We start from the raw sequence: 22896 nt of genomic DNA, 5'->3' as shown, positions 1-22896 counted from the left end.
TTCCGGGTTCCGCGCCGCGCCATGGCGCGGAATCAGGCCGGCAGGTGAGAACCGGGAGCGTTATTGAGCTGAGCGCAGCGATGGAAAAAGGGGGCCGCCATAACCACCGTGAGGCCCCGCGGACGCGGGGGACGCCGTCAGGAAGTCCGTGACCCGGAGTTCGGCTCGTGGATCGCCGAGGTGGCACGAATGGTCCGGGATGTTGTGGACAGCACCCCCCGGACCATTCGCCTCTGCCTTCTGATCGCGGTCGCCGCCGCGTCATGGGCATACCTCAGGTGAATGCTGGAAGCACATCTGTGGTCGCGGAACATTCCGCGACCACACACTATGTCAGGCGGTGCGCCCGGCGAACCCGGTTTACGCGATCGGGACGATAACGAGGGTCAATCCGTGCGCACGGCTGCACGCCGCTCGCCGGTTTCGTCGGCCGTACCCCTTATTTATTGACCGTGCCCGGAAATCACGGGTGCCGGTCGCCTGTCTGCGGGCTCGACGCGCCGGCCGGGCGTGCGCGAGGTTCCGCCCGGCGCCATCCCGCGACCCGGGTGAGGGAGCGCGACGGCCGGGAAGAGCACGGCCGTCCCACCGGCCGCGGGCGCATGGCGACCCGTCTCCGCACCGGCGAGAACCGGTGGCGCGTCACAAGAGCCGCAGGCGTTGCGCGCCCGCCTTCCGGGCGGTCTGCCCATCCGGACGGCGTGCCCGGCCGCCGGCCGAGCGCCCAGGACCGGCCGGCCGTCCCCGTCCCGCCGCGCGCGGCCGCCCACCCGGCGCAAGAACGGCGTGGCATCATAGGCGCAAAGGCGAGCAGGGCCGAGGAAACCGGTGTGAATCCGGTGCGGTCCCGCCACTGTGATCGGCGAGCCGATCCCGAATACGCCACTGCCCGACACGGGTGGGAAGGCCGGGGGAGGCGCTTGAGCCGTCAGCCAGGAGACTCACCTGTTCGCCTCCTCGCGGAAATCGGGGCGGATCTCCCCGAGAGAGGATGGTGGCGGCCATGTCGCGGCCTTGGGCTTCACGGTGCGCGCCTGCGCGCGGCACGCGGCCTTCGGCGTGCGGTTCACGCTTTCCAAGATCATTTCTCTCCGGGGGATCACCGTCCCTTCGTCCCGTGTCCGGTGTCGCGGAGCGCCGGGCACGTCACCCCCGGGAGAAGAACGATGCGTTCCCCTCGTAAGACGTTCGTCCTGTCCTTTGCGGTATCCCTGCTCGTCGGCCTGGCCGCGTGCGGCTCGGAGCGTTCCGGCGACCCGGTCGCCGCGTCCACGGACACCGGCCGGTGCGTGTCGCACTACGACGCGAACACCGACTACTTCCCGGTGAAGCAGACGCTGAGGCACGCGACGAACTTCACGATCACCTACGCGAAGAACTACCAGGTCATCACCGTCAAGCAACCCTCTCCGGGGGCGAAGCCCGAGAAGTACGTGCTGGTGCGGTGCGGGACGCCCGCGCCCCGGCCGACCGGAGACCTCGCCGGCGCGGTCATGGTCGAGGTACCGGTGCGGTCGCTCTTCGCCGCCTCCACCACGCACCTGCCGTTCCTCGCCGACCTCGGCGCGCTCGACCTGCTGAAGGGCATTCCCACCGTCCGGTACGTCACCTCACCGGAGGTGTGGCAGCGGGTCCGGTCCGGCTCGATCATCGAGTACGCCTCCGGTGAGGAGATCGACATCGAGAAGGTGATCGGCGCCCGGCCCGACGTGCTGGTCGGCGACGGCATGGAGAAGCAGGCGTACGGCCCGCTGCGCGACGCCGGGATCAAGATCCTGGAGAACGCCGAGTGGCTGGAGTCCACCCCGCTGGGCCGCGCCGAATGGATCAAGTTCTTCGCCGCGCTCACCGGGACCGAGGCGAAGGCCGCCGAGATCTTCGGCAAGGTCGAGCGCGAGTACACCGCGCTGGCCGAGAAGGCCAAGGGGGTCAAGCCCGCCACCGTCCTGCTCGGCACGATGTACTCCGGCCAGTGGTACATGCCCGCCGGCGGCAGCTACGCCGCCACCCTGCTGAAGGACGCGGGCGGGACCTACGCCTGGGCCGGCACCGAGGGGACCGGCAGCATCTCCCTCGACCTGGAGACGGTCCTCGCCAAGGCCGGGCACGCCCCGACGTGGCTGGTCATCGAGAACACGTGGCGGACCCTCGCCGATGTGGAGCAGGCCGACCCGCGGTACGCGAAGCTCACCGCGGTCCAGGACGGGAACGTGTGGTCCGCCAACAAGGTGCTCGGCCCCGGCGGCGGCAACGACTACTACGAGCGCGGGGTGGCCCGGCCCGATCTCATCCTCGCCGACCTGATCGCGATCCTCCACCCCGAGCTGGCCCCCGGTCACGAGTTCACGTTCTACCGGCGGCTCACCAAGTGAACGGCCCGCTGGACACCCGGGCCGGGGCCGCCCGCCGCCGGGCGGGCGTGCTCATCGCCCTGGCCGTCCTCACCGTGGCGGGCCTCGGGCTCGCCGTCACGGTCGGCTCGACCCCGCTGCCGCTCGGCGCGGTGGCCGCGGCCCTGGCCCGCGACGGAGACCCCGGCGTCGAGACGATCGTGTGGACCGTCCGGCTGCCCCGGGCGGTCACCGCGCTCGTGGCCGGCGCCGCGCTCGGCGCGGCCGGCCTGCAGATGCAGACGCTGTTCCGCAATCCGCTCGCCGAGCCGTACATCCTCGGCGTGAGCTCCGGCGCGAGCCTGGGCGTCGCACTGGTCGTCACCGGTGTGGGCGGCGCGGGCGGGATGTTCACCGCGGGCGTGGCGGGGTTCGGGCGGATCGGGATCGTGCTCGCCGCCACCGCGGGCGCGGCGGCGGTGCTCGTGCTCGTCCTGTTGCTCTCGCGGCGGGTCCGCTCGCTCTCCACCCTCCTGGTCATCGGGGTGCTGATCGGCGCGGCCACGGTCTCGCTGATCAGCCTGATGCTGACCTACACCGACCCCCGGCTCGCCCAGCAGTACCTCGCCTGGGGACTGGGCTCGTTCGCCGGTACCACCTGGGACGACCTGGCGGTCTTCGTGCCCGTCTGCGCCGGGGCGCTCGCCGCCGCGCTGGCCGGGGTGAAGCCCTTGAACGCCCTGCTCCTGGGCGAGCGGTACGCCCGGACCATGGGCGTCAACGTGCGCCGCACCCGCACCGTCACCATCCTGGTCGCCTCGGTGCTCGCCGGGGCGGTCACCGCCTGCTGCGGCCCGATCGCCTTCCTCGGCATGGCCGTACCGCACATCGCGCGGCTGCTGATCGGCACCGCCGACCACCGCGTGCTCATGCCCACGGTCATGCTGCTCGGCTCCGGTACGGCACTGCTGTGCTGTGTGGCGACCCAGGCGCCCGGGGCTGGCGCCGTCCTGCCGCTCAACGCCATCACCACCCTGATCGGCACCCCCGTGGTCATCACCGTGCTGCTCCGCAGCCGCGCCGCCCGGATCGGAGTCGCCGTATGACCGGACGTACCACCGGATTCGCGCTCCACGACCTCGCCGTGGGCTACCCCGCCCGCCGCGGCCGGCCCGAGCACCGGGTGCTGACCGGGCTCAACGCCGCGGCCGCCCCAGGCGACCTGACCGTGCTCATCGGCCCGAACGGGGCGGGGAAGTCCACCCTGCTGCGGACCCTCACCGGACTGCAGCCGCCGCTCGCGGGCACGGTCCTCCTGGACGGGACCGACATCAGGGCGCTGACCGCGGCGGAACGCGCCCGCCGCCTCGCCGTCGTGCTCACCGAGCGCGACCTGCCGCCGCTGCTCACCGCCTGGGAGGTGGCCGGGCTGGGCCGCTACCAGCACACCGGCTTCACCGGCCGTCTCACCGAGGCCGACGAGGCCGCGGTCGCCTGGGCGCTGGAGTCGGCCGGCGCGCTCCACCTCGCCGACCGGCAGGCGACCGAGCTGTCCGACGGGGAGCGCCAGCGCGTCATGGTCGCCCGGGCCCTGGCCCAGGAGCCCACCGCGATCGTCCTCGACGAGCCGACCGCGTTCCTCGACGTCGGCTCGCGGGTCACCGTCATGGGGCTGCTGCGCCGCCTGGCCCGGGAACGCTCCCTCACCGTCATCGCCTCCACCCACGACCTGGAGCTCGCCCTGCGCATCGCCGACCACGTCTGGCTGATCGGCTCGGACGGGCGGCTGCGCACCGGCACCCCCGAGCGGCTCACCATCGACGGCTCGCTCAGCGCCGTCTTCGACGGCGACGACCTGGCCTTCGACCCCGCCGCCGGGGTGTTCGTCCCGCGGCCCCGGGCGACCGGGACCGTGCGTGTCACCGCGGGCGACCCGCACCGGTACCTGCTGGAGCGGGCCCTGGCCCGCTACTCCTGGCGGGCCGTGGCGAGCGGTCCCGCGGACCTGGAGATCACCGTCACCGAGGGCGGCTACCTTGCCGAGCACCGCGGTGAGCGGCACCGCTTCCCGGACATCGAGGCCCTCACCGCGTGGGCGCGGGACCGCGCCCGGCAGGGTGCGGCGGACCGGGAGGGTGAGCCATGCCGGCGGGGCGGGCATGCCCGGCAGGGTGCGCCGGGTGGGCACCGCGCACCAGGCCGGGAGCCGGATCGGCGGGGCGAGCAGATCCATGAGACGGCCCGGAGAGGGAGATGACCGAGCGCGACCTCGATGACGTGATCGCCGACGTGTCCGCGATCGGCGGCTACTTCCACCTGCACGGTGCCGGCGCCCCGCCCGGCCCGTGGCGGCCGCTCTCCCGGCTGCTCGCGGATTCCGCCGCGTTCGGCGCGCGCATCTCCGCCGCCTGCGACCGGCTCGGCACCGCCGAGCGCAGGGTCGCCGCCTCCGTGCTCCACCTCGGCATCGCGGCCCGGCTTTGGTCGCCCGTGCTCGGCGCGGCCGTCGTCCACCGCGTGCTTCTGGACTGGACGGCCGACGCCGTGGAGGTGCAGGACGTCCCGGGTGGTCCGCTGCCGTTGCGGCTGCCCGCGCCCGCGGGCCGGCCGGTCTCCGGCCCGGACCAGGCCGCCGAACCCCTCTACCGGTCGGTCTCCGTCCTGCTCGAGCGGCTGGCCGGCCTGGTCCTCAGCCAGGTCAAGCTCGCGCCGCGGCTGTTGTGGGGCAACGCCGCCTCCGCGCTGGGCGGTGCCGTCCAGGCGCTGGCCCGCGCCCGTCCTGAGCACGCCGCCGACGCCCTGACCCTCGGTGCCCGGCTCCTCGGTCTCGGGCACCTGCGCGGCACGGGCCACTTCACCGAGCCCGCGCCGGGCCGGCCGTTCTTCACCCGGACGAGCTGCTGCCTCTACTACCGCATCCCCGGCGCGGGCAAGTGCGGCGACTGCGTCCTGCTCGACCCGGCCACCCGCCGGGCCCAGTGGGCCCGGACGCTCCACGAGGGGCCATGACCCCGGTGCCCCGGTCCGGCACTCGTGACCCTGGTGCCGTGATCCGGCACCTGTGGGCCGGGAACCTGGGATGTTCCGGGCTCACGCCGCCGGCCGGGCAACGGCGGTGGCTACCCCAGCCCGGCGGCTCATTTTCCGCCGGGATCCCTTGGGGTCATTCTCCGGCCGCCATTCGCCAGGCCCTTGGTGCAACGAAATTCCGTGCGCCGGTTTCCCGGCCCGGCCGCACCGCGAAAGACCCCGCCGTTCCGCGTGTCATCGTGGCGGTGCCGTACCCGGGCATGCCGTACGCGGGCGGCGGGCGGTGCGGGACACGGGCGCGCCGTCCTTCTGTTCACCGGTGTGGCCCACGGCTCGGTATCAGATTGATGGGCGGGGCTGGGTTGCCGAATGTTTCACGAGATTTTGGCCGACCGTTACGGGATTTCACGAATTGTTAATCGCGCCGTGGATATGGGCTGGGCGAGCCCAATCTCGCGTGCCGGCGCATCCGGGCGCTGACCTGCGAAATCATGGCCAAAGCCCCGGGACGTGGGCGCTTGGGGGGCTCCTGGATCGCCGCCATGGGAGGCGCTTGCGGCCGCCAGAGGTGAAACCGTGTTTCTGGAGAAGTGGTGATGTCGCATGCACGTGCACCGCCGGTCGAGATGAATCGCGATTGCCGATATTGCCGGAGAGATTCTTCTTTTGTCACACTGTGGGTTGGCCAAATGTTGATCGGCGAGACCGGATGAAAGAGTTGACGTCAGAGGCATTCACCCGCGACCTTTACCTCACCGGTACGACGGAAACGGCGTTATCGCAGCCGCTCACCATCGGCGTGGAGGAGGAGTTCCTGCTCCTGGATCCCGCCTCCGGGAGCGTCGTGCCCGCGGCCGAGGCGGTCCGCGACCAGCTGGAGGGCCCGGCGGCCTCGCGGGTCGTCTTCGAGATGGCCCGGTTCCAGCTCGAGGCGAACAGCGCCGTGCACACCGACCTCACCCGGCTGCAGCGCGACCTGCTGGAGATCCGGACGACCGCCGCGGCGGCGGCCGGGCGCGCCGGGGTCAGGCTCGCCGCCTGCGGGACCGCGTTATGCGGCAACGCCGACATCCCGCCGCTGGTGAACGGCCGGCGGTACCGGGCGATGTACGACGAGTTCCGGGCCGTGATGCGCGGCCAGGGCGTGTGCGGCTGCCACGTCCACATCGGGATCCCCGACCGGGAGGAGGCCATCCAGGTCAGCAACCACGTCCGGCCCTGGCTGCCCGTGCTGCAGGCGATCACCGCCAACTCCCCGATCAGCGACGGCGGGGACACCGGGTACGCGAGCTGGCGCGCGATCCTCATGTCGCGCTGGCCCACCGCGGAGCCGCCGCCGTACTTCGACTCCGCCGAGCACTACGACCGCCTGGTGGCGGGCCTGCTCACCAGCGGCGCGGCCATGGACCACGGCATGATCTACTGGCTCGTCCGGCTCTCCCACCACCTGCCGACCCTGGAGTTCCGCACCGCCGACGTCTGCGCGACGGTTGAGGAGACCGCCATGTTCGCCGGTCTGGTGCGGGCGCTGGCGGCGACCGCGTTGCGTGACGTGCGGGCCGGCGTGCCCGCCCCGCAGATCGATCACACCCTGCTGCGCGCCGCCTGCTGGCTCTCGGCCCGGGACGGCCTGGAGGGCGAGGCCATGGACCTGTTCACCAACCGCCGCGTCCCGGCGTGGCACCTCGTCCGGCGCTTGGTGGATCACGTACGGCCGAGCCTGGAGGAGAGCGGGGACTGGGCGATCGTCGCGCCCGCGCTCAGGAGGCTCCGGCGTCGCGGTTCGGGGACCGCGCGGCAGCGGGCCGCGTACTGGCAGAGGCTCCACGTGCCCGATGTGGCCGCGATGCTCGTCGAGCAGACCGTCGCCGTCCCCGGAGTGCTCGGCACCGGCGAAGTGGCTTGATCGATCAGACCACGGAAAGCTGACGGGTCACCGAGAGCGCGGTCACGCTCTCGGCGGGGGTCTTGTTGATGACGAACAGGTCACGCAGGCCGGTCACGTCGAGCACCAGCGCCAAGACCCCGTGCACGCCCGCGAGGCGCAGCGATCCGCCGACGCTGAGGATGTACGCGCGACTGTCCAGCAGCGCCTCGAGACCCGAGGCGTCGCAGAACCGCAGCGGGGACGCATCGATCACCACTCTCGTGCGGCCCTCGCCGACGAGCTCCTTGACGACACTGCGGACCATATCCCCGGTCGCGATGTCGAGCTCGCCTGCCAGCGTGATCACGGTGACCGTCTTGTGCTCGCTGACAGAAATCTCGAGTGGCGTAGTCATATACGAGCCTTCATCCGTTTCGGGGCATCCTGTCGAGAACGACGCTACTCCAAGCGGGGTCATGTGCCGGTAATGCCACGCGGTCGGAATGACGGTACTCTCGCCGCCAACCTCACATTTCCGTTATAGATCTTCAATTAGGTAAAAGGCGAACGATTCCACTTTTACGGATAGTTCCGATTTGGCGCGGTGGCCGGCCGTACCGGCGACGGTGCCCGCGGAGGAACGCGCCGCATGGGGAAGGTGTGCCGGTGGCACACCGGCGCGATACCTGTGCTTGGCGAGACTCTAGCGGCTCTGGCGACTAGAGCGTGACTCGGGTGTGGCCGAGCGTGCCCGGTTCGCTACCCAGTGTCCCGGTCTCACCCCGGTCCCCCTGGCGGTGGGGCGCACCCACATGCCGGTGAGCTTCACCATGCCCGAGACCTCGGTCGAGTGGTGCGCCCCGACGATGCCGACCGGGTCCGGGGCGAAGGCCACCGCGCGCAGCCCGCGTCCGGGGTGCAGCAGGTCGCGCCACGTGGCCTCGTCGTAGTCCTGCTCGGCGGCGAGCGAGGAGCCGAACGCGTCCGGGGCGTCGGCGAGGGCGGCCAACCGGAGCTCCCGCCACACGGCCCACTCGTCAGGACCGACGCGACGGACGGTTATCGCACTCGTCCCGTGCTCTCCTTCCGTACGGCTTCCGCAGCGGCACGCGGGCCGCCGCGCGAATTCGGCGATCATTGTGACACGGTATGGAGCGCACGCCCAACTGGAATACCTGTCGGTTTCGTTGGGGCACGGCACTTCAAGGGCTTAGCAGGCCAACTTGCGTAAGCCGGGCCTGGCGCGCGCGGGACAGCGTGTCGTGCCCGCGCACACCAGGCCGTCCTCTTTTGAAGCGATACTGCTCACGCCAGAACGGGGATAGCTGTACGTCTGCCGCGCCCCACGGCTGAGATGCCATTCGACAGATACGTAGACACATACTTTCGCGATCAGCGAGGCTGGGTTACTGCGGCCACGTGGGTGCGGTGGTAGGCGACATGGTTGAGGTCGATCTTGTGATTCTTGTGCACTCGGAGTGGGCCCATCACCTCGCCAGTTAACGTGTTGATCACTTGCAGTTGGTCGGAGAGATAGAGCGCGCCATTATCAAATCGGACATGGTCGTTCGGGCATAGGCACAACAGGTTTTCGAGCACGTCAGGGCCCTGGTGCGGCCGGCCAAGGGGTCGGATGTGCGCGGCTTCGCTGTAATACTCGTTCTTTCTCACCTGGATGGCTTGGCCGCAAATCTGGCACTCATGGCCGTACCAGTCCTTGATGAGCTGAGCAACAGTACTGTTGCGGACGATGCGTTGAATGGTGGAGACGGTTACCGGAGCCGGTCCTACCCGATGTGCCTCAGGAATAGGAGCAACCTCCGGAGGCTCCGCAATATCGTCATCCTCGAGTTTGACCAGGCGAAACCGCCAAATGCGATAACCGTCTTTCCCAATCGTCGCCCAGTGATCTTCGACTCGGTAGAGGCCGTCGTAGCGATAGCCGTAGCTCGGTGCGTGCGGAGACCCGTGGCCCTTGCCCTTAGGCCTGCCACGGATGACCCGGACCGGTAGCCCTTCGAGCTGGCTGCGGACCAGGGCTGCGTTGCCCCTGCTGGTGATCTCTTGGTCCCTTACTTGCCGTCCGGTGTTGGCGTCGCGCCCGCCTTCCCCGGTGTAGAGGATGACGTCGCCGTTGTCCTCGTCGTCGATGTAACCGCCCGAGACGACGATGGCGTCGGCTCCCTCCCGGGGGTTCCCGGAGATACCGGCCTGATTTGCGGAGTGTAAACCGGCTAGCCGCAGCTCCTCTCGGCTGCGGTAGACCGATCCCACTGGGTGACCCGGAATATGTCCGAATTTCAGCGTATTGTGCGCCTTCATGCTCTGTATGGTGGCAGGACGGTGCGGTGGATGTGCCGATATCTCGGGACATGAGGATATATGCGTGCTTTATGGCAAGTTGTACTTATACGACAGGCTCACTGCAGTGGTTGAGCACACGTACCGGCCGAGCATGCAGGCGATCAGCGTTGGGTAATCGGCCAGCGCAGGCCGCCCGTACGACACGGGACGGGCCCAGGAAACCATTTGCGGACGCGTTCGCGGAGGTCGTAGCGTCGTCCGCATGAACGTCCCCGCGCGTGCCGCCCTGCTCGGATGCGGGCGGTCGATCGCCGCGCGTCCGCGCGTCCGGCGGGCCCCGGCCCGCTGGGACGCGTTCCGGTCTGCCTGAGGTTCAGCCGCGCTTTCCCGCTGCACTTTCCTTCGCTGGTGTCTCAACTGCGTTCGCGCGCTGGAGCCTCACCACGCCTGTGCTGACGCGCCCATGACGCGTGCCCGGGGCCTCCGAGATCCCGTCCGTTTCTCGGAGCCGAAAGGGCGTCTTCCGTGGCGCGGTTCATCACCGACCATCGCCGTTGGCCTGCCGGAAAACCGGCCTTCGCGCTCTCCAAGAACCACAACCTGCGGCGCCGCGCGCTGTCGCAGAACTTCATGATCGACCCGCGTGCCGTCGCGCGGGTGGTCGACGCGGCCCGCCTGAGCCCCGATGACCTGGTGGTCGAGCCCGGGGCAGGGTACGGCGCGCTCACCCTGGCGCTCGCCCGGACCTGCCGTCGCGTGATCGCCTATGAGATCGACCCCGTGGCGGCGGGCCGGCTCGCCGCGCGCACCCGGGGCGATCCGGCGGTTCACGTGGTCGCCGGCGACTTCCTTAGGGCCCGGCCACCGCGGGAGCCGTTCGCCGTGGTCGGGAACATCCCCTACCACCTCACCTCGCCGATCGTGGACTGGTGCCTGCGCGCCCCGGCCCTGTCGGCGGCCACCCTGGTCACCCAGGCGGAGTACGCCCGCAAGCGCACGGGCGGTTACGGCCGCTGGAGCCTGGTGACGGTGCGCACCTGGCCCGGGTTCATCTGGCGCATCGCCGGGCGGATCGACCGGTCGGCCTTCCGGCCGATGCCGTCGATCGATTCGGCGATCCTGCGGATCGAACGCCGTCCGGCCCCGCTCGTTCCCGTTTCCGCCCTGCGCGAGTACCGGGCCATGGTCGAGCTGGGCTTCCGGGGCCGCGGGGGCAGCCTGTACGCGTCCCTGCGCCCCCACCACCCGCGGCAGCGGCTACGGCGGGCGTTCGCCCGGGCCGCGATCCCGCTGGACGCGGTGGTCTCCTTCGTCCACCCGGACCAGTGGATCAACCTCTTCCACGAGCTGCACCAGCGGTGATATCCGCCGGCGACGTGCCGATCCCGCTGGAACGGGCAGGAACGCGGTGTGGCCCGCTGGGTGCTGCACGCCGATCTCGACCAGTTCGTCGCGGCGGTCGAGCTGCTGCGCCGTCCGGAGCTGCGCGGCCGGCCGGTGGTCGTGGGCGGCACGGGCGACCCGAGCCGGCGCGGCGTGGTCAGCACGGCCTCCTACGAGGCCCGCCGGTACGGGGTGCGCTCCGGGCTTCCGCTGCGCACGGCGGCGCGGCGCTGTCCCGAGGCGGTGTTCCTGCCCGTGGACCGTGCCGCCTACGAGGCGGCCTCGGACACGGTGATGGCCACGCTCCGGGAGCTGTGCGACGTGGTCGAGGTGATCGGCTGGGACGAGGCGTTCCTCGCCGTCGACACCGGCGACCCGGAGGCGGTGGCCCGGCTGATCCAGCGGCGCGTGCGCGAGGCGACCGCCCTGGACTGCACGGTCGGCATCGGGCAGAACAAGCTGCAGGCCAAGCTCGCCACCGCCTTCGGCAAGCCCGCGGGTGTGTTCCGGCTGACGGATCGGACGTGGCCGGAGGTGCTCGGCGACCGCCCGACCGACGTGCTGTGGGGCATCGGGCCGAAGACCGCCAAGCGCCTCGGCGAGCTGGGCATCCGCACCGTCGCCCAGCTCGCCGCCGCGGATCCGCGTGAGCTCGCCCGCCGGTTCGGGCCGACGATCGGCCCGTGGCTGGTGCGGCTCGCCCGCGGCCGGGATCCTTCACCGGTGGTCGCCGAGCCGTACCGGGCCCGCTCCCGGGGCCGGGAGATCACCTACCAGGAGGACCTCGCCGGCTGGGACCGGGTGCGCCGCGAGGTGGGCGCCCTGGCCCGCCAGGTCGCGGACGAGGTCGCGGCCGATGACCGGCCCGTCGGGCGCGTGGTGGTGAAGGTCCGGTACGCGCCGTTCACCACCCGGACCCATGGTCAGCGGCTGGTACGGCCGGCCCGCCGGGCCGAGGCGATCGAGCGGGCCGCGCTCGCCGCCCTCGACCGGTTCACCGAGCGGCGCCCGGTGCGGCTGCTCGGCGTGCGCGCGGAGTTCGTCCCCGAGGAGGAGGCCGCCGGGCCCGCGCCCGGTGATGCGCCGATGCCGGCTTCCACGGATCCGTCCGCGCCCGCTCGAACCGGCCCCGCCGTTTCCGCTTCCACCGGCGCGTCCGCATCCGCCGGCGCCCCCGGGCCACCCGCGTCCGGTGATCCGCCGAGGTCCTGATCGGTGCATCGGCCCATGCGGTTCCTGAGCGGCTGCACCTGCCCGGTCCGGACCCTGACCGGCCCTGCCGGGTGACGCCGGCCAACGCCGGTGCCCCGTTTGACCTTCCGGAGAAGTCGGCGTGACCTGCGCGAGCCGTACCCGATCCTCACCTGACCACGACCACACGAATCGCACACCCTTGCTCGACCTGCGCTATCGTGGTGATATCACATCGATAGCACAGGAGGGTCGATGGAGCGACGGGCGTTGCAGTTGAACGGCTTCGCGGTGCTGCTCGTGCTGGTCGTGGTCACCCTGGCGTTCATCCCGGCCTGGCTCGGGGCCGACCTCGAGACGCCCCCGGACGGCGGGATGCCGGACGGCCTCGGGTTCCTGCTCGGGGCGACGCTCGTGTGGGCGCTGATCGCCGGGGTCGCCGTCACCGGCTTCACGATCATCAACCCGAACGAGGCCAAGGTGGTGCAGTTCCTCGGCCGGTACATCGGCTCGGTGAGCGAGCCGGGCTTCCGGTGGGTGCTCCCGCTCACCACCAAGAGCCGGGTGACGCTGCGGGTGCGGAACTTCGAGACCGCCAAGCTCAAGGTCAACGACGCCGACGGGAACCCCGTGGAGATCGCCGCGGTGGTGGTGTACAAGGTCACCGACACGGCGAAGGCGGTATTCGCGGTCGACGACTACGAGGAGTACGTGTCCATCCAGGCCGAGGCCGCCGTCCGTCACCTCGCCACCAGCCACCCGTACGACTCGCACACCGAGGGCCGGCCGAGCCTGCGCGACAACCAGAACGTGGCCGAGGAGCTCACCGCCGAGCTGCGCGAGCGCACCGCCCTCGCCGGCGTGGAGGTGCTGGAGGCCCGGCTCACCCACCTGGCCTACGCACCGGAGATCGCCCAGGTCATGCTGGTCCGGCAGCAGGCCGCGCAGGTGGTCGCCGCGCGCGCCCAGATCGTCGAGGGCGCGGTGGGTATGGTGGGCCTTGCCTTGGACCGCCTGGCCGAGCGAGGAGTGGTCGAGCTGGACGAGGAGCGCAAGGCCCAGATGGTGTCCAATCTGCTGGTCGTGCTCTGCGGCGACCGGGCGACCCAGCCGGTCGTCAATGCCGGCAGCCTCTATGCCTGACCATGCCCGAGCGGAAAAAGCTGCTGCTCCGCCTCGACCCGGCCGTCTACGAGGCGGTCGCCAAGTGGGCGGCCGACGATCTGCGCAGTGTCAACGCTCAGATCGAGTACTGCCTGCGCCTCGCGCTCAAGCATGCGGGGCGGGAGCCGAAGCGGGACTCGGGCAAGCCGGAACCGAAGCCGGAACCAGTGGAAGAGTGAGAACGATCGGCCGCTCCGGGCGGCGGGGTGGGTCCCCCGCGGCGTCCCGGCGGCCGGGACGATCGGCAAGGGCGGGCCTGGCACCGCCGGCGTCGCATACGAGCGCCGTACGGCCGGCGCGCACCCGGGCGATCGGTGGATCGACCGGTGCTGACCGCCCTTGCCCTGTCATCGATCGGTCGTCACTTCGGGAGAGCCCAGCGCATCGAGGGCAGCCCGGGCAGGAAGACGAGCTGCTCACCCCGGGTGATCCGCAGCCGGAACACGTGCTGCCCCGGCCGCCCCGCCCGACGCCACAGGGTGAGGGTCTCCTCCACCCGATCCCAGAGCCGCTGGTCACCGCCCTGGCGGACGATCCACCGGTCGTCCTCGCGGATCAGCCACGCCCACGACCCAGTCTCCTGGTCCACGAGGCAGTGGCCGGCCGCCGGGCCCTCCGTGGCGACGTGCCGGGCGTTGGGGGCGGCGAGCTGGACGAGCCAGCGCGTCATCGGGTCGTCGAAGACCTCCGCGCCGTACTGGGCGTCGCGCTGCTCCCCGGTGTCGCGAGAGGGCAGCTCCCCGATCGGCGGCGGGCTGATCTGCGGCCGCGCCGCCAGGTACGGGAGCGCGTCGCTGAAGAACTCACCCTCGGCCGTGTCCGGGCCGGTGAGGGTGATGCGGGTGAGCGCGGGACCGCCGAGCCACCCCGAGAGGACGGCCACGAGGACCCCGCCACGCCGGGTCTGCTCCAGCCACAGGGACGGGATGCGCCGGACCGGGAACTTCGCCAGGATCCGGTCGTACGGCGCGCCCTCGGCGTGGCCGGTGAGGCCGTCCCTGACCAGGATGGTGGGCTCATAGCCCGCGCGGTGGAGCGCCTGCTCGGCCCGGCCGGCCACGTTGGGGTCGACCTCCACGGTGGTGACCAGGTGCGAGCCGACGAGCTCGCACAGCAGCGCCGTGGAGTAGCCCATGCCGGTGCCGATCTCCAGCACCTTGTGCCCCTCGCCGGCGCGGAGGCTCTCCAGCATGTGGACGGTCAGTCCGGGCTGGGCCGCGGTGGCGACCGGCCTCCCGCCGGTGATCAGGTTCGGTGCGGTCTCTTCGCCGTCGTCCAGCCAGGTCACCCAATCACGATCTTCATGGGCCAGATCGAGCCACTGCGGGTCGACGGGCGTGATCGGCTCCCAGCCGGTTCCGCCCTCCCCGGAGACGCGCCGGTAGACGCGGTCGCCGAGGAAGAGCTCGCGGGGCACGGTCTCCACCGCCTCCCGCAAGCGCGGGGCGCGCAGGGTGCCGGTCCTGGCGAGCCGGGTGGCGAGTCGCTGGCGCAGCTGGGTGGCGAGGCCGGCAACGTGGACGTTCATCGTCTCCCCTTGCCAGGTCAGCACGCGAGGTGTGACGGGGGAATGCCGGTGGGGGATGCGGTGTCGGCGCGCATCCGTGAAACCGATTCGGTCATCGCTGCATCCTTCCTGATCTCGCTCTCCTCACGTGTGGTCACGACATGTATGGCGGAAGTATGGCGGCCCTGGGACGCTCCGCGCCTCGTTCAGCGTCCCAGGGCCGGGTCTTGGGGTGCGGCGGCGCCCCGTACCGGTCTGGGCGGGGCCGCGGCCGGTGCTCAGCGCGTACGGCTACCGGTCAGTTTCGGGCATGACGCGGCAGACCGCCAGAGCGCTGGCGAAGTCACCCTCGTTCACGGCGGATTTGGTGGTATCGGCCTGCGACCAGCCCGGCCGCCCGGGCCGGCTGGCCTGCGGGAAGGGCGGTGAAGATCTTCGTACGGGTTCTCTCGTCGATCTTCCCGCTGTCCCACAGTATGCGGTCAGCGTAGACCCAGACGTGCAATTCGCGGCCGACGATGAGGAGGGCGACGTCGCCGTTGGTCTGGAGCTGGGAGGGGATGGCGTAGCTCCTGGTCAGATGGGCTTGGAGCTGCTGGGCGCACGCGGCGGAGGGGGTGGCGGGCGGCGGGAGCATCGGCTCGATCCGTGGCCTCATCGTGGCGGAATGGTGATACACGTCCGTCTCCTCGGGGCCTGAGCCGGACCGGGCGGCCGGCGCGGCGCGGTGCGTGCCGGTCAGCGGTGGGGCGTGGGTCATCGGCAGATCCGTTACGTTGCGCGATCGGATGTGTGCGGTGCGTGTTTCGCTGTGTCATAGTCGCGGTACAGCAAAGGCGAGCCAAGGCTTGAATACTGGCCAAAGTCATTGGCCAGAATGGGCCACCCCCAAGGAGCGGTCATGCCCCGTCGCGCTGATCCAGTCGATCCCTCGCTCTCCCCATGGCATCTGCTCGGTGCGGCTTTACGGCACTGGCGCGAACTTCGGCACGCCTCACTCGAGGAGATCGGCCAACAAGCCCACGTGGATTGGTCGATACTCGCCCGATGGGAACGTGGTGACCGAAAACCTCCGCCCGACGCCATCCAGCGCCTCGACCGCGTCTTGAACGCCAACGGCTTCCTGACCGCGCTCCACGCTTTCGTACTGGCCAATACCGCGAATTCGGGCTCCCGGCCGGAGGCCACGCCACAGGATGGTTACGCCATGGACCAGACGCGCCGCCAGCTCTTGCAATCGTTCGCCCTCATGGGCACCGCCGGTGTGCTCCCGCTCGACGCCATCGAGAAGATCCGCCAGGCCATGACCACGCTGGTCGGCGGCGAGCGGCTCGAGGACTGGGAGGAGACCGCGTGGGAGTACGCGCACGCGCTCCTCGTCAAACCCCCGGCGGCCGTGCTCGGCGACCTCGCCCTCGACGCGTACGCACTCCAGCAGGTGATCCGGCGGGGCCCGGCGGGCGACGAGCGCGGCTGGGCGGCGGTGAACGCGCGCATGGCGTTCCTGATGGCCGACTGCCTCGGGCTGCTCGGGCAGGTCCGGGAGGCGAGCCACTGGTGGCGGATCGCCCGCCGCGCCGCCGACCTCGCCGGGGACCCCGAGCTGCAGACCGCCGTCCGCGGCTACGAGGCCACCATGGCCTGCTATGCCAAGCGGCCCACCAAGCTGATCTTGCAGCGGATCGACGAGGCGGCCGAGATCGCCGGCGCCAAGGCGTACGGGGGCGTCGCCGAGGCGGAGGGCACCCGCGCCCTGCTCGCCGCGCTCCGCGGGGACGCGCGCACCGCCCTGGAGGCGGTGCGGACGGTCGAGGAGATCTACGAACGGCTGCCGGACCGCGTCACCCGGGACACCACCACCGCGTTCGGCTGGCCGCGCACCCGGCTGCTCCACACCAAGTCCTTCGTCCTGGCCCGGGTCGGCCGGGTCAAGGAGGCGCAGGCCGCGCACGAGGAGGCGATCGCCGCCTACCCGGCCTGGCGCACCCGCCAGATCACCCAGGTCGAGCTGCACATGGCGATCAGCGCCATCCGGGCCGGTGACGTCGCCGCCGGCGTCGGCCACGCCCGCACCGTCCTGGAACGCCTGCCCGCCGAGCACCACACCATGTTCGTAAGGGGTGTCGCGGCGCATGTGCTCGCCATGGTCCCGCCGAGCGAGGCGCACCGGCCCGGGGTGGTGGAGTTCCGCGAGCTCCTCGCCCTTCCCCCGGCGCAATGACGCGCGAGCGCTTCGTCCCTATCGCGCGCAACGGAGCGCGAGCCCTGAGCGCAATGGAGCGTGGGCTTCTCGCCCTTCCCCCACCGCGATGAAGGAGGCCCGATGGCTGACGTCGAATTCGTCCGGGCGACAGGTGAGGCGGCCGAACGCGCCTGCAGCGATGAGTACGCCGACGCGTACACCGAGATCTACGCCGAGCCTCCGTACCACAGTGGCCCGCTGTACTCGCGCGACCGGTACCTGGAGCGGACCCGCCGCCAGGTGCGGAGCGAGGGGTTCGAGCTGGTCTCGGCCATCGACGCGGCCACCGGTGAGCTGGCCGGGTTCTGCTTCGGGCTCACCTTCCCCCCGGGCAGCTGGTGGGCCGGGCAGGTGAGCGACCCGCCGGCCGAGGTCCTCACCGCGCCGAAGGTCGCGGTCATCGAGCTCATCCTGCGCAAGCCGTACCGGGGGAGGGGGTACGGCAGGCGGCTGCTGGCCGAGTTCCTGGCGGGCCGCAGCGAGCCCTACGCGATGCTGCTGTCCCACCCGCAGGCACCGGCGCACGCGATGTACGAGCACTGGGGGTGGCGGGTGGTCGGCACGTGCCGGCCGGTCCCGGACGCCGACCTGCTCGACGTGATGGTGCTCGACCGCCGGGGCGGCTGACACCGCCGGACCTCGGTACGGCCGGCACGACCCGGCCGGTCCGGCACGCACGCCCATTCCGGTACAGCACGCCCGGTCCGGCACGCCGGCCAGGGCGGGTGGACCCATCGCATGAGCACGGCCCGGGAATGCCCACGATCCGGCTCGCCGTACGGCGGCCCGGCCGTTCCCCCGCACCGTGGCGTGCTCTTGAGGCCACGATGTGCTCGTGAGACCTAAGATGACCGCGTGATCCCGCAGCCCGCCGCCGGCGAGCGCCGGCGCGAGCCGATCCGCGGCTCCGTCGCGCTCGTCGCGATCGAGAACGCTCGGGAACGTCCTCGGCCCACCCGCCACGGGCCGCCCGGCCGCGACGGGACCGCGCCGGAGCACCCCGCCCGGCTGCGGCGGACGGCCGGTGGCCTGGTCGTGCGCTACCTGCGAGGTGATCGTGATGCGGCGTGACCCGGCGGACATGCACTGGGTCACCACCTGGACGGCGATGCCGCAGCTCACCGAGCCGGGGAACATGCCGCCGGAGCCGTTCACCCGGCCCGGCCGGGTGCTCGCCGACACCACCCTCCGCCAGACCGTCCGCGTCACCATCGGCGGCACGAAGCTCCGGCTGCGCATCTCGAACGCCTTCGGCGGCACCGCGCTCCCCATCACCCGGGCCGCGGTGGCGCTCCCCGCAGGCGGGCGCGCCGGGGTGAGCGCGATCCAGCCGGGCACCTCCCGCCCGGTGACCTTCACCGGCAGGCCGTCCGTGGTCATCCCGGTCGGGGCGCACGTGGTCTCCGACCCGCTCGACCTCCCCGTGGCCCCCGGGGCCAACCTCACCCTGACGCTCTACCTGGCCACCGGCCAGGACTCCCACCGCATCACCTCCCACCCCGGCTCCCGGACCACCTCCTACCTGCTCGCCGGGGACCACGTCGAGGCCGAGGACCTGCCCGGGGCCACCCCGGTCGAGCACTGGTACTTCATCAGCGGTCTGGAGGTGTGGTCCCCGGGCGACGCGGCGGCCGTCGTCTGCGTCGGCGACTCGCTCACCGACGGCCGGGGCTCGACCACCAACGGGAACGACCGCTGGCCGGACCGGCTGTTCGACCGGCTGCAGGCCGGCCCCGGCGCCGGGCGTATCGCGGTCCTCAACCAGGGGGCCGGCGGCAACCGCGTGCTCAACGACGGCCTGGGCCCCAACGTGCTCTCCCGGCTCGACCGGGACGTGTTCGCGCAGAGCGGCGTCGAGTGGCTGATCCTCTTCGCCGGGGTCAACGACATCGGCACGGCCGAGGCCACCGAGGCCGCGCAGAAGCAGGTCGCCGAGGACCTGATCGCCGCGTACGACCAGGCCATCACGCGGGCGCACGCGCTGGGGATCCGCGTGTACGGCGCCACGCTCACCCCGTTCGGCGGGCATCTGATGGACGACCCCGACGGGTACCGCGAGGCCGCCCGGCAGCGGGTCAACCAGTGGATCCGCACCAGCGGCCGGTACGACGCCGTGCTCGACTTCGACCTGGCGGCCAGGGACCCCGCGGACCCGCGGCGGCTCCGCCCGGCGTACGACAGCGGGGACAACCTGCACCTGAGCCCGGCGGGTTACCGGGCCCTCGCCGACGCGGTCCCGCTCGAGCTGTTCCGGCATGAGCCGCTGCCGCAGGGGTTCGGCTTCATCTGACCGGCGACGGCAGTCGTACGCGTAAAGCGAACCGTGCTCGCCTGAAATGGGATCGCGCGGTCAACCGGTCCGAAGCCAGGTGCGTGCCCTGTGGCGAGCACGCCGGATTCTCCGGATGCGCCGATCTGTGGCCCGCAGCATTTCACGTCCGGCCGACGGGGCGTTGAGGCGCGGCAGCGGTGCATCCGCCATCGGTTTTCCTTATGGGGGAGCAGCTGAAAACACACTGGTCAAGCGAATGCAACGGACCAGCGGCTCACCGATCACGTACCCGTGCGTCACGGGCGGCGGCGCAGTCGATCAGCGGTAGGAAACGCAATTCGTGTTCGGCCCGGTTGAGGATGTAGGATTGAATCAACTGGAGTTCATGGCCGGGCTCCATTCCGAGGTTGTCAGCGAGAATACGCCGTGCCTGGTTGAGAGCGTCGAGAGCGCCCATGACATCGCCGGAGAAGTAGCAGGCGCGGGCGAGCTGACCCCAGGATCGCTCCCGGAACGGGTTGTGCATCAGCAATTCCCGGATCTCGGGGATGAGGACGCTGTGCTGGCCGCGTCTCAGCCGCGTTTCGATGAGGTCCTCCTGGGCGGCGACCCGCAGGTTGTTGTGGGCGTTCAACCACTCGAGCAGCCCTTGGGACGCCGCCACGTCCGGGCCTCCAGCGGTCCCGCGCCATAGCGCGAGGGCGTCGGAGAGGTCGGTTTCGGCCCGGTCGAGGTCGCCGGCCTGTAATGCGGTCTGCCCTCGGCTGACCAGGGTCCGGAACAAGTAGGCGTCGACGCTGCTGCGTGGAATGTTGAGGCGATAACCCCCGCTTCCGCCATTCCCGCCTCGCCGAAATGAGCTCAAGACATCCGCAGCGGGATCGGTGCTTTGAAAAAGCTTGCGCAGCTGGCTGATGTAACTGCGGATGTTGTTGGATGCGCCGATGGGAATGTCATCCCATAACAGCGCGGCGAGCTGATCCTGGGTGATTTTCTGACCGGCATGCATTGCCAGCGCCGCGAGGACGCCGCGCGTCCGGTGCTCCAACAGTTGCGTACGTTCTTCCTCTCCGTATATGACGACAGGGCCTAACAGTCCGATCAGCATCGTTCCCCCGTTCTGGCTTTGTCAATAGCCCGGTAAAGCGGAGACGCGGTTGACCAGTATGGAGAGTCACCCCTGACGTCGCAAGATCTGACACTTTACGCGAAGTTGCAGTGAAGGTCATATGACAACAAGCGGCACATTGTACCTGTTACCCGGCGAAACGTATAGATGAAGATTAAATAGTCCGCGCGTGCGAGATTGTCAGGCGGTGTGGTGATGGATTGATATCGAAACAGCGTTTCCAATGATCAGCCGGGCCGTCTAGGTGCGCGCCCTCGGCTGTCGCACGGTGTGCATGACAGCGAGCGCCCGAGGATTACCGCCCCTATGTGACAGAGGGAGGCGCGCTGATGCCGCATGCCGAACCGGCGGTGGTGTTCGACCGGGTGGTCAAGCGCTACGAGCGCGAAGGCCGGGCGTTCAACGCCGTCGATCACGCCGACCTATCCGTGGAACCAGGCGAGATCTTCGGGCTGCTCGGTCCCAACGGCGCCGGGAAGACCACCAGCATCGAGATCATCGCCGGGCTGCGCAGGCCGACCTCCGGCACCGTACGGGTCCTGGGTCTGGACCCGGCGGCCGAACGAGACCGGCTGCGCCGTGTCCTGGCCATCCAGCCGCAGCATGCGGCGCTGTTCGAGCAGCAGACCGTCGCCGAGCTGCTGCGCGTGTGGGCGTCGTTCTACCCGGACCCCGAGCACCCCGATCACGTCATCACCCGGCTGGGGCTGGATGAGGCTCGGAACGTGCGCGTGGCCAAGTTGTCCGGTGGGCAGCGCCAGCGGCTCCTTGTGGCGACCGCGCTGATCTCACGTCCGAAGCTGCTCGTGCTGGACGAGCCGTCCACCGGCCTCGATCCCGCGGCCCGCCAGGAGCTGTGGAACGCGATCCGATCCCGCATCGCCGATGGGGGGACCGTCCTGCTGTCCACTCATTCGATGGAGGAGGCCGCCACCCTGTGCGACCGGGTGGCGATCCTGCACAAAGGCCGGGTGGTGGCCTGCGGCACCCCCGCTGAGCTGGTCCGCCGGCACGCGCCCGAGCGGCGGCTCATTTTCACCGTGGACTCCGGCCGGGACCTGGACGCGCTCCGGCGCCATCCCAAGGTCTCCGACCTGGTCGAGAACCGGCGCAACGGCGCCATCGAGATCAGCCTGTCCACCGGTGACGCCGATGCGCTGCTCGGTCTGGTCACCGCTCAGCTGGGCGGTCGCGACATTCAGGTGAAAGAGGCCGGACTCGAAGGTGTGTTCCTGCGCCTGACCGGCTTCTCCTTCGACGCCGCCGACGACACGACCGAGGAGGCGTGATGTCCACGATGACCCGCGAGCTCATCGGGCTGCACCGCCGCGAGCTGATGCGCGACAGGCGCTACTTCTGGTTCGCCCTGCTCTTCCCCTTCGGCATGATGGGCATCTTCCTGCTCATCGGTGCCCTCGTGCCGAAGATCGAGGGCGGTCCTGACTTCGCCACACTCGTTACCCCGATGGCACTGTTCCTCGCCGTCACCTCCACCGCGCTCACGGTCACCTCCGGGTCGCTGGCGGCCATGCGCGCCAAAGGCACCCTCCGGTTGCTCGGCACCACCCCCGTCGGCCGAGGACGGTTGCTGCTGACCCACATGGTGGTCCGTATCGCCATGGTGGTCATCCAGGCGATCGCCCTATTGGCCATCGCGATCGTGGCCGCCGACCTGGAGCCGGCCCGAATCCCGGCCTTGTTCGGCATCATCCTGCTCGGGACGGCCATGTTCGGCGGGCTCGGCTACCTGATCGGCGGACGGATCGACTCCCCGGATGCGGCCACCAACCTGTGCACGATCGTTCAGCTCGTCACCCTGTTCCTGTCCGGGCTGGCGATACCCTTCGCCATGCTCCCGGACGGAGTGGTGAAGGTGCTCAGCCTGCTGCCGACCACCTTTTTCGCCGACTTGATGCTCACCCAGATGCCGGGCGCGACCACCCAGCATCCGGCCTGGCTGTCCGCCGCCGTGGTATCCGGGTGCGCCGTGGCGGCGATCGGTGCGGCGATCGCGTGGTTCAAGTGGGATCAAGGAGAAGGGGGGAACGCGTGACCGGCGGGAAGGACGCGCGAGAGTCGCTGGATCAGGCCGCCTACCTGGCGCAGCGGATGCGCGCCCAAGGGCGCTGGCACAGGCCGTTGATCGCGCTGCTCGGCCTCGCCATGTTCGCCGCCGTCCTGGTCAGCGGCATGGCGCTGCCGCCGCCCTTGCAGACGGCCGGATTCACGCTGGCCGTGCTGCTGCTGATGGGCCTGGTGATCTACACCGCATCCCGCAAGGTGATCCCGCGCCACCACAAGCTCCTGTACTCCCTGGTCACCCCAGTGGGGGTGCTGCTGTACACCCTTACAGTCGTGCTGGGGCAGGTGTTCTTCCCGAAGGTGCTGTGGTGGTGGCTCACCGGCTCCATCCTGAGCACGCTGCCCTTCTGGATCATCATCGCCGTGAACGCGGCCACCGGTCGCAGGAGGTGAGG

Annotated in this window: 22 protein-coding genes, 1 pseudogene and 1 riboswitch; of the genes and pseudogenes, 17 read left to right on the top strand and 6 right to left on the bottom strand. The window is 70.6% G+C overall.

What is annotated here, in order from left to right:
* The first annotated feature begins 795 nt into the window (after nucleotides 1-795).
* A riboswitch (cobalamin riboswitch) is annotated at nucleotides 796-963 on the top strand.
* A gap of 203 nt (nucleotides 964-1166) precedes the next feature.
* The 5 genes from TBIS_RS19620 to TBIS_RS19365 all read left to right on the top strand — a co-directional run bounded on the left by TBIS_RS19620 (nucleotide 1167) and on the right by TBIS_RS19365 (nucleotide 7266).
* Nucleotides 1167-2372: an ABC transporter substrate-binding protein gene (locus tag TBIS_RS19620; RefSeq protein WP_013133719.1), complete on the top strand. Its 1206-nt coding sequence runs from the start codon at nucleotides 1167-1169 to the stop codon at nucleotides 2370-2372.
* Complete coding sequence (locus TBIS_RS17435) at nucleotides 2369-3436, top strand: FecCD family ABC transporter permease (protein WP_013133718.1); 1068 nt, start codon at nucleotides 2369-2371, stop codon at nucleotides 3434-3436. The genes TBIS_RS19620 and TBIS_RS17435 overlap by 4 nt, the downstream gene beginning before the upstream one ends.
* A complete protein-coding gene (locus TBIS_RS17430) occupies nucleotides 3433-4587 on the top strand; it encodes an ABC transporter ATP-binding protein (protein WP_013133717.1) in 1155 nt (384 codons plus the stop codon). The genes TBIS_RS17435 and TBIS_RS17430 overlap by 4 nt, the downstream gene beginning before the upstream one ends.
* The gene (locus tag TBIS_RS17425; protein WP_013133716.1) at nucleotides 4584-5339 is read left to right on the top strand and encodes a (2Fe-2S)-binding protein; all 756 of its coding nucleotides are present in this window, start codon (nucleotides 4584-4586) and stop codon (nucleotides 5337-5339) included. Before TBIS_RS17430 ends, TBIS_RS17425 begins: the two co-directional genes overlap by 4 nt.
* 739 nt (nucleotides 5340-6078) lie before the next feature.
* Nucleotides 6079-7266, top strand: coding sequence for a carboxylate-amine ligase (locus TBIS_RS19365; protein ID WP_158306197.1), 1188 nt, complete (start codon nucleotides 6079-6081; stop codon nucleotides 7264-7266).
* Nucleotides 7267-7270: 4 nt separating this feature from the next.
* Here TBIS_RS19365 and TBIS_RS17415 read toward each other — a convergent pair whose 3' ends face one another.
* From TBIS_RS17415 to TBIS_RS17405, 3 genes are all read right to left on the bottom strand, one after another.
* A complete protein-coding gene (locus TBIS_RS17415; RefSeq protein WP_013133714.1) occupies nucleotides 7271-7642 on the bottom strand; it encodes an STAS domain-containing protein in 372 nt (123 codons plus the stop codon).
* 288 nt (nucleotides 7643-7930) lie between these two features.
* The gene (locus TBIS_RS17410; RefSeq protein WP_050760583.1) at nucleotides 7931-8254 is read right to left on the bottom strand and encodes a hypothetical protein; all 324 of its coding nucleotides are present in this window, start codon (nucleotides 8252-8254) and stop codon (nucleotides 7931-7933) included.
* Between the two features lie 365 nt (nucleotides 8255-8619).
* Nucleotides 8620-9549 (bottom strand): YDG/SRA domain-containing protein, encoded by a 930-nt coding sequence (locus TBIS_RS17405; RefSeq protein ID WP_013133712.1) that lies wholly within the window; start codon nucleotides 9547-9549, stop codon nucleotides 8620-8622.
* 582 nt (nucleotides 9550-10131) lie between these two features.
* Here TBIS_RS17405 and erm point away from each other — a divergent pair.
* From erm to TBIS_RS17385, 4 genes are all read left to right on the top strand, one after another.
* Nucleotides 10132-10893 (top strand): ErmE/ErmH/ErmO/ErmR family 23S rRNA (adenine(2058)-N(6))-methyltransferase, encoded by a 762-nt coding sequence (gene erm, locus TBIS_RS17400; RefSeq protein WP_425263894.1) that lies wholly within the window; start codon nucleotides 10132-10134, stop codon nucleotides 10891-10893.
* Between the two features lie 48 nt (nucleotides 10894-10941).
* Nucleotides 10942-12126, top strand: coding sequence for a DNA polymerase IV (locus TBIS_RS17395; protein WP_013133710.1), 1185 nt, complete (start codon nucleotides 10942-10944; stop codon nucleotides 12124-12126).
* A gap of 234 nt (nucleotides 12127-12360) precedes the next feature.
* Nucleotides 12361-13248, top strand: a complete 888-nt coding sequence (locus TBIS_RS17390; protein ID WP_013133709.1) for an SPFH domain-containing protein — start codon at nucleotides 12361-12363, stop codon at nucleotides 13246-13248.
* Nucleotides 13249-13250: 2 nt separating this feature from the next.
* Complete coding sequence (locus TBIS_RS17385; RefSeq protein WP_013133708.1) at nucleotides 13251-13448, top strand: type II toxin-antitoxin system antitoxin; 198 nt, start codon at nucleotides 13251-13253, stop codon at nucleotides 13446-13448.
* 182 nt (nucleotides 13449-13630) lie between these two features.
* Here TBIS_RS17385 and TBIS_RS17380 read toward each other — a convergent pair whose 3' ends face one another.
* Together TBIS_RS17380 and TBIS_RS17375 are read right to left on the bottom strand one after the other, a co-directional pair.
* Nucleotides 13631-14797 (bottom strand): methyltransferase domain-containing protein, encoded by a 1167-nt coding sequence (locus tag TBIS_RS17380; protein WP_013133707.1) that lies wholly within the window; start codon nucleotides 14795-14797, stop codon nucleotides 13631-13633.
* A gap of 322 nt (nucleotides 14798-15119) precedes the next feature.
* Nucleotides 15120-15434 (bottom strand): hypothetical protein, encoded by a 315-nt coding sequence (locus TBIS_RS17375; protein WP_148231563.1) that lies wholly within the window; start codon nucleotides 15432-15434, stop codon nucleotides 15120-15122.
* A 219-nt stretch (nucleotides 15435-15653) separates the two neighbouring features.
* On the opposite strand from TBIS_RS17375, the pseudogene TBIS_RS20275 reads away from it, so the two are divergent.
* The 5 genes and pseudogenes from TBIS_RS20275 to TBIS_RS17355 form a co-directional block, all read left to right on the top strand.
* A pseudogene (locus tag TBIS_RS20275) lies at nucleotides 15654-15884 on the top strand (helix-turn-helix domain-containing protein); the annotation flags it as partial.
* 99 nt (nucleotides 15885-15983) lie between these two features.
* Entirely contained in the window at nucleotides 15984-16997 is a 1014-nt protein-coding gene (locus tag TBIS_RS17370; RefSeq protein WP_050760582.1) for a hypothetical protein, read from the top strand.
* A 102-nt stretch (nucleotides 16998-17099) separates the two neighbouring features.
* Nucleotides 17100-17645 carry a GNAT family N-acetyltransferase gene (locus tag TBIS_RS17365; protein WP_013133704.1) on the top strand — a complete coding sequence of 182 codons (546 nt, stop codon included), beginning with the start codon at nucleotides 17100-17102 and terminating at the stop codon, nucleotides 17643-17645.
* Between the two features lie 228 nt (nucleotides 17646-17873).
* Nucleotides 17874-18089, top strand: coding sequence for a hypothetical protein (locus TBIS_RS17360; RefSeq protein ID WP_041431786.1), 216 nt, complete (start codon nucleotides 17874-17876; stop codon nucleotides 18087-18089).
* Nucleotides 18079-19308, top strand: a complete 1230-nt coding sequence (locus TBIS_RS17355) for an SGNH/GDSL hydrolase family protein (RefSeq protein ID WP_013133703.1) — start codon at nucleotides 18079-18081, stop codon at nucleotides 19306-19308. The genes TBIS_RS17360 and TBIS_RS17355 overlap by 11 nt, the downstream gene beginning before the upstream one ends.
* 256 nt (nucleotides 19309-19564) lie before the next feature.
* On the opposite strand, the gene TBIS_RS18370 is transcribed toward TBIS_RS17355, so the two are convergent.
* Nucleotides 19565-20398, bottom strand: coding sequence for an AfsR/SARP family transcriptional regulator (locus TBIS_RS18370; protein ID WP_013133702.1), 834 nt, complete (start codon nucleotides 20396-20398; stop codon nucleotides 19565-19567).
* A gap of 350 nt (nucleotides 20399-20748) precedes the next feature.
* Here TBIS_RS18370 and TBIS_RS17345 point away from each other — a divergent pair, with 350 nt between their 5' ends.
* From TBIS_RS17345 to TBIS_RS17335, 3 genes are read left to right on the top strand one after another with little or no spacing between them, the layout of a single operon-like run.
* A complete protein-coding gene (locus TBIS_RS17345; protein WP_013133701.1) occupies nucleotides 20749-21708 on the top strand; it encodes an ABC transporter ATP-binding protein in 960 nt (319 codons plus the stop codon).
* Complete coding sequence (locus TBIS_RS17340; RefSeq protein ID WP_013133700.1) at nucleotides 21708-22472, top strand: ABC transporter permease; 765 nt, start codon at nucleotides 21708-21710, stop codon at nucleotides 22470-22472. The genes TBIS_RS17345 and TBIS_RS17340 overlap by 1 nt, the downstream gene beginning before the upstream one ends.
* The gene (locus TBIS_RS17335) at nucleotides 22469-22894 is read left to right on the top strand and encodes a hypothetical protein (protein ID WP_013133699.1); all 426 of its coding nucleotides are present in this window, start codon (nucleotides 22469-22471) and stop codon (nucleotides 22892-22894) included. The genes TBIS_RS17340 and TBIS_RS17335 overlap by 4 nt, the downstream gene beginning before the upstream one ends.
* Nucleotides 22895-22896 lie beyond the last annotated feature (2 nt).

The organism is Thermobispora bispora DSM 43833, from assembly GCF_000092645.1.
Lineage (GTDB): Bacteria > Actinomycetota > Actinomycetes > Streptosporangiales > Streptosporangiaceae > Thermobispora > Thermobispora bispora.
Note: the sequence above shows the minus strand (reverse complement) of the source record. Positions and strands in the feature narration are given on the sequence as shown.